5 protein-coding genes are annotated in these 6,574 nt (G+C 61.2%); 3 read left to right on the forward strand and 2 right to left on the reverse strand.

The annotated features are described in order from the left end of the window. Nucleotides 1–24: 24 nt before the first annotated feature. Both argC and erpA read left to right on the forward strand, forming a co-directional pair. Nucleotides 25–1,059: an N-acetyl-gamma-glutamyl-phosphate reductase gene (gene argC / locus WM94_RS08145; RefSeq protein WP_025337480.1), complete on the forward strand. Its 1,035-nt coding sequence runs from the start codon at nucleotides 25–27 to the stop codon at nucleotides 1,057–1,059. Between the two features lie 146 nt (nucleotides 1,060–1,205). Further along, the gene (gene erpA, locus WM94_RS08150) at nucleotides 1,206–1,556 is read left to right on the forward strand and encodes an iron-sulfur cluster insertion protein ErpA (protein WP_015268740.1); all 351 of its coding nucleotides are present in this window, start codon (nucleotides 1,206–1,208) and stop codon (nucleotides 1,554–1,556) included. Nucleotides 1,557–1,615: 59 nt separating this feature from the next. Here the strand turns inward: erpA and WM94_RS08155 are convergent, their stop codons facing one another. Both WM94_RS08155 and WM94_RS08160 read right to left on the reverse strand, forming a co-directional pair. Continuing rightward, the gene (locus tag WM94_RS08155) at nucleotides 1,616–2,707 is read right to left on the reverse strand and encodes an anhydro-N-acetylmuramic acid kinase (RefSeq protein WP_061550919.1); all 1,092 of its coding nucleotides are present in this window, start codon (nucleotides 2,705–2,707) and stop codon (nucleotides 1,616–1,618) included. Nucleotides 2,708–2,711: 4 nt separating this feature from the next. Continuing rightward, entirely contained in the window at nucleotides 2,712–4,133 is a 1,422-nt protein-coding gene (locus tag WM94_RS08160) for a peptidoglycan DD-metalloendopeptidase family protein (protein WP_061550920.1), read from the reverse strand. A 213-nt stretch (nucleotides 4,134–4,346) separates the two neighbouring features. On the opposite strand from WM94_RS08160, the gene tyrS reads away from it, so the two are divergent. Then, nucleotides 4,347–5,546: a tyrosine--tRNA ligase gene (tyrS, locus tag WM94_RS08165; RefSeq protein WP_061550921.1), complete on the forward strand. Its 1,200-nt coding sequence runs from the start codon at nucleotides 4,347–4,349 to the stop codon at nucleotides 5,544–5,546. Nucleotides 5,547–6,574: the final 1,028 nt, after the last annotated feature.

The raw sequence follows: 6,574 nt of genomic DNA on the forward strand, positions 1-6,574 counted from the left end.
GCTCGTTGATAAGGGGCAAGCGTTATGATCAAGGTCGGTATCGTCGGCGGCACGGGTTACACCGGCGTCGAACTGTTGCGTCTGCTGGCACAGCATCCACAGGCCGAAGTGGCGGTCATCACTTCGCGCTCCGAGGCGGGCGTTGCAGTGGCGGACATGTACCCGAACCTGCGCGGCCACTATGACGGGCTGGCGTTCAGCGTGCCGGACAGCAAGACCCTGGCAGCCTGCGACGTGGTGTTTTTCGCCACCCCGCACGGTGTTGCCCACGCCCTGGCTGGCGAACTGCTGGCGGCCGGTACCAAGGTGATCGACCTGTCGGCCGATTTCCGCCTGCAGGACGCTGCCGAGTGGGGCAAGTGGTACGGCCAGCCGCACGGTGCGCCAGAGCTTCTCAAGGACGCGGTATACGGCCTGCCTGAAGTCAACCGCGAGAAGATTCGCCAGGCGCGCCTGATCGCTGTGCCGGGTTGCTACCCGACTGCTACCCAACTGGGCTTCCTGCCGCTGCTGGAAGCTGGCCTGGCCGACCCGTCGCGCCTGATCGCCGACTGCAAGTCGGGTGTCAGCGGCGCTGGCCGTGGTGCGGCGGTGGGCTCGCTGTTCTGCGAAGCCGGCGAAAGCATGAAAGCCTACGCAGTGAAGGGCCATCGCCACCTGCCGGAAATCAGCCAGGGCCTGCGCCTGGCCGCTGGCAAGGATATCGGCCTGACTTTCGTGCCGCACCTGACGCCAATGATCCGTGGCATCCACGCAACCCTGTACGCTACCGTCGCCGACACCTCGGTCGACCTGCAGGCGCTGTTCGAGAAGCGTTACGCCGATGAACCGTTCGTCGATGTGATGCCGGCTGGCAGCCACCCGGAAACCCGCAGTGTGCGCGGCGCCAACGTCTGCCGCATTGCCGTTCATCGCCCGCAAGGTGGTGACCTGGTGGTGGTGCTGTCGGTGATCGACAACCTGGTCAAGGGCGCGTCCGGCCAGGCGGTGCAGAACCTCAACATCCTGTTCGGCCTGGACGAGCGCATGGGCTTGTCACACGCGGGCCTGCTGCCGTAAGCCGCCAGCGTTCGAAAAGGCCCGCGTCGTGCGGGCCTTTTTGTAGGTCGCGACTAAAGCCGCACAATTCTTGACCGATTTTCTCGGGAAAGCGGATAATGCGCGTCATCGAGTTTTATGGCGGCTACCACGCCGGGAGAATCAACATGAGCGTCGAAACCTTCACCCCCACCGCTTTGGAATTCACCCACGGCGCTGCGCAAAAGGTGAAGAACCTGGTTTCCGAGGAAGGCAACGATCGTCTGAAGCTGCGCGTGTTCGTCACCGGTGGCGGCTGCTCGGGCTTCCAGTATGGCTTCACCTTCGATGAGGACGTGGCCGAAGACGACACCATCGTCGAGCGCGAAGGTGTTTCCCTTGTGGTCGACCCGATGAGCTTCCAGTACCTGGCCGGCGCCGAGGTGGATTACCAGGAAGGCCTGGAAGGCTCGCGCTTCGTGATCAAGAACCCGAACGCTGCCACCACCTGTGGCTGCGGCTCCTCGTTCTCGATCTGAGGCCTGGCCATACGAAAACGCCGCGCAATTGCGCGGCGTTTTGCTTTCTGGCGTAACGTTCAGGCCGGGTAGATTGCGCCGAGTACGCGCAGGCCCTTGGCCGCTGTCACGCTAGGGCGATTGGCAGCGATGCCTTCCAGGCAACAGTGGGCCAGCCAGGCGAAGGCCATGGCTTCGACCCAGTCCGGGTCCACGCCATGGGCGCCGGTGCTGGCGACACGGGCGTCGGGCAGCAACTGGCCGAGGCGTGCCATCAGGGCGCCGTTGCGCGCACCGCCACCGCAGACCAGCAGCGCTTCGGTGCCTTGCTGGGCGTTGCTCAACGAGTCGATGATGCTGCGTGCGGTCAGTTCCAGCAATGTTGCCTGTACGTCCTCGTCGCGGTAAGCGGGCAGGCGGGTCAGGTGGCCATCCAGCCAGGGCAGGTTGAATACTTCGCGGCCGGTGCTCTTCGGGCCGCTGCCGGCGAAGAACGGGTCGGCCAGCAGTGCGCTGAGCAAGTCGGCCTGCACCACGCCCGAGGCAGCCCAAGCCCCATCCGCATCGTAGGCCTGGCCGCGCTTGCGCTCGATCCAGGCATCCAGCAGCACGTTGCCCGGGCCGCAGTCGAAGCCGTGGACTGGCTTGTCGTGTTCGATCAGGCTGAGGTTGCTGAAACCGCCCACGTTGAGAATGGCCAGGCGCTGGCCCAGGTGGCTGAACAGGGTTTCATGGAAGGCCGGCACCAGTGGCGCACCTTGGCCGCCGGCGGCCACATCGCGACGGCGGAAGTCGGCGACCACGCTGATACCGGTAAGCTCGGCCAGCAGCGCCGGGTTGCCGATCTGTACGGTAAAACCGCGTGCAGGTTCGTGGCGGATGGTCTGGCCGTGGCTGCCGATGGCGCGGATGGCTCCGGCCTGCAGCCCTTGCCTGGCCAGCAGTTGGCAGATGCCTTCGCCTGCCAGGCTGGCCCAGCGGTTTTCCGCCAGTGCAGCGCGGGCGATCTCGTCAGGGCCGCTGCTGCAAAGGCCCAGCAGTTCCTGGCGCAGGTCGCCGGGCATGGGCAGGTAGTGGGTGGCGAGCAGTTCGAGCTGCTCGCCTTGTTCGATCAAGGCAATGTCCAGGCCATCAAGGCTGGTGCCGGACATCACCCCCAGGTATAGCGCCATGTGCTTAGCGCTTGTTCGCTGCGAGCAGGGTGGCCTTTTCCTGATCCATGCGGGCGATCAAGGGCTGGCTCTGCTGCAGGAAACGCTGGCGCTCGTTCCTGGCGATCGGGTCGGCCATCGGCACTTTCTGGCTCAGCGGGTCAACGTGCACACCGTTGACCTGGAACTCGTAGTGCAGATGCGGTCCGGTGGACAAGCCGGTGGTGCCGATGTAGCCGATGATCTGGCCCTGCTTGACCGAGCTGCCGGTCTTGATGCCCTTGGCAAAGCCCTGCATGTGGCCATACAGCGTCTTGTAGCGGTTGCCGTGCTGGATGATCACGGTATTGCCGTAACCACCGCGGCGCCCGGCCAGTTCGATGCGGCCGTCACCGGCTGCCTTGATCGGAGTGCCGCGTGGGGCGGCGTAGTCGACGCCTTTGTGGGCACGGATCTTGTTCAGGATCGGATGCTTGCGGCCGGCAGAGAAGCGCGAGCTGATGCGGGCGAAGTCGACCGGGGTGCGGATGAATGCCTTGCGCAGGCTGTTGCCATCTGCGGTGTAGTAACTGGTGTTGCCCTGCTTGTTGGTATAGCGCACGGCGGTGTAGGTCTTGCCGCGGTTGGTGAAGCGCGCGGAGAGGATGTTGCCGGTACCGACGACCTTGCCGTCCATCACCTTTTGCTCGTAAACCACATCGAATTCATCGCCCGGGCGGATGTCCTGGGCGAAATCGATGTCGTAACCCAGCACGCGAGCCATGTCCATGGTCATGCTGTGGGACAGGCCGGCACGTTGGGCCGAGGCCGACAGCGAGCTTTTGATCACGCCGTGGGCGTAGGCGGTACGCACAACCGGCTTGCTGATCTCGCGGTTGAAGGTATAGCCCTTGTCGGTCTTGTTCAGGCGAATGGTTTCGAGGTTGCTGACCTTGCTGTGCAGGCTGGCCAGCTGGCCTTCCTTGTCGAGCTCGAACTGCAGCACCTGGCCATGCTTGAGCTGGCTGAACTGCTTGGCCTGCTTGTTGCTGGCCAGAACGTCGTGCACCGCGTTGCTCGGCAGGCCGACCTTGGCGAACAGTGTGGACAGGGTGTCGCCACGGGCCACGGTGACTTCGCGGTGGCTGGGCTGCTTGGCAGCTTCGACGACCGGTTCGGCCGCAGGGGCTTCCTGCTCGGCCTTCTGCGTCTCGGGGGCGGCCTCTTCGATCTGGGCGAATGGTGAGCCTTGCTCACCTTCTGCCTGCACCAGCGGCGCAGCGCGGGATTCGTCCTTCAACTGCTCGGCAGGGCTCTCCAGCTCGAGGTTGAGGGTGGTTTTCTTGGCTTCCACTTCGCTGGAAGGAAACACCAGCAGGGCCAGGCTGAGCAGGGCGGCTATGCCGCTGGCGGCCAACAGATGGCTTTTCGGATAAAGCGGGGGCGCTTTAGGCGGTTCGTTGGTCATGGGCAAGGTGACTTTGAAAAAGGTGAAATGGAAAAGATGAATGACATGATGAAGATGAAATAACTGTATAAAATATAACCAAAACCATTTTCACGCAAGGGCGCGTAGACGCCGCAAGCCTGGGCTCGGGTCACATTCCTTTGCGAAACTTGTAATTGACGGCCGATCTTGTATGGTTGGCTCCCCCTGAATCTGAGCCTTGCGGGTTTGTCTATGAAGTCGGTTGAAGAGCAGCTGGCGCTTATCAAGCGCGGCGCGGAAGAAGTACTGGTCGAGTCGGAACTGGTGGAGAAGCTCAAGCGCGGCCAACCTCTGCGCATCAAGGCCGGCTTCGACCCGACCGCGCCTGACCTGCACCTTGGGCACACGGTGCTGATCAACAAGCTGCGCCAGTTCCAGGATCTGGGGCATCAGGTCATCTTCCTGATCGGTGACTTCACCGGCATGATCGGCGACCCGAGCGGCAAGAGCGCCACGCGCCCGCCGCTGACCCGCGAGCAGGTGCTGGAAAACGCCGAGACGTACAAGCAGCAGGTGTTCAAGATCCTTGATCCGGCCAAGACCGAGGTTGCATTCAACTCCACCTGGATGGACAAGCTGACCCCGGCCGACTTCATTCGCCTGGCGTCGCAGTACACCGTGGCGCGCATGCTCGAGCGCGATGACTTCGACAAGCGCTACACCACCAACCAGCCTATTGCCATCCACGAGTTCCTGTACCCGCTGGTGCAGGGTTATGACTCGGTGGCGCTGAAGGCGGATGTCGAGCTGGGTGGTACTGACCAGAAGTTCAACCTGCTGATGGGGCGTGAGCTGCAGCGCGCCTATGGCCAGGAAGCGCAGAACATCGTGACCATGCCGCTGCTCGAAGGGCTCGACGGCGTGAAGAAGATGTCCAAGTCGCTGGGCAACTATGTAGGTATCCAGGAAGCGCCAGGGGTGATGTACAGCAAGCTGGTGTCGATCCCGGATACCCTGATGTGGCGTTACTTCGAACTGCTGAGCTTCCGTTCGATGGAAGAGATCGAGCAGTTCCGTGCCGACGTCGCCAATGGTGCCAACCCGCGCGACATCAAGATCAAGCTGGCGGAAGAGATCGTTGCGCGCTTCCATGGCGAGGAGGCTGCGGCCAATGCTCACCGTGCCGCGGGTAACCGCATGAAGGAGGGCGAGTTGCCGGAAGATCTGCCGGAGGTCGAAGTCGCTGCGGCTGAAAGCCTGCCAATTGCTGCCGTGCTGAACCGGGCTGGCCTGGTGAAGAACTCGGCTCAGGCGCGTGATTTGCTTAGCGGTGGTGCTGTGAAGGTTGATGGCGCAGTGGTGGATCGTGACTTCGTGTTTGCACTGGGTGCAACCCATGTGTGCCAGGCGGGCAAGAAGTCGTTTGCGCGGGTTACCCTCAAGGCCGAGTGATTTTCGGTGGGTTTAGCTATGTAAAAGCGGGGAGGCCGGTAGGCCTCCCCGCTTTGTTTTTGGGTTTTGGGTTGTTGGTTGTTGGTTGTGTCAGGGCTGCCGGGTGCCTGTCTTGAGATGGCATTGGCTTTGAGAGGTGCCTGTCTTGGGCTTTCTGGCGCCTGTGAGATCGAGCGCCGTCCGCGCGGCGCTTCGCAGCACAAGGCTGCTCCTACATCTGTTTCTGGCCAGTCTCTCCTGTGCCTGGCGCGCGCGACCGCCTTGTCTGCTCCATCCAATATCGAAGGTTGCGCCTGCTGCTCTTCATCAATCTCCAGCCATGCACCCAGGGTGCGCGCGCCAATGGCGCAGGAATAACTGGCCCGAAACAGATGTAGGAGCAGCCTTGTGCTGCGAAGCGCCGCGCGGGCGGCGCTCGATCTCATAGGCGCAGAAGGTGTTGTGGCGAGCACCTGGTAGCCTTGATAAGGTCTTCGCCTGGAACATTTCAAATAAATGAAATTAAAGGTTGACGCCCTCTCGAATCCCCTTATAATGCGCCCCACTTCCAGCGACGCCGGAACGACAAACTCCTTGATTTTCAAAGAGTTAGATAGTTGAAGCGAAGTTGAAAGGGCTACGATCAAATGATCGCCAGCGGTTGAGATGATGGTTGACAGCGCTTCTAAACGCTGTATGATTCGCCTCCCGCTACGAGAGATCGCAGCGAGTCAAGTGTTTGAAGCTAAACGAGTTTCTCGCAAAAAACTTCAAAATAAACACTTGACAGCAAATGAGGAAAGCGTAGAATGCGCGCCTCGGTTGAGACGAAACGTTCTTAACCAAACGCTCTTTAACAAATCGAATCAAGCAATTCGTGTGGGTGCTTGTGAGTACGGACTGATAGTCACAAAGATTATCAGCATCACAAGTGGCCATGCGAGAAATCACATAGTCATTTGAGATTGCTGAGCCAAGTTTAGGGTTTCTTAAAAACCCAAGCAGTATTGAACTGAAGAGTTTGATCATGGCTCAGATTGAACGCTGGC

Origin of the sequence: Pseudomonas sp. ABFPK (assembly GCF_001586765.1) — a bacterium.
GTDB classification, from domain to species: Bacteria; Pseudomonadota; Gammaproteobacteria; order Pseudomonadales; family Pseudomonadaceae; genus Aquipseudomonas; species Aquipseudomonas asiatica.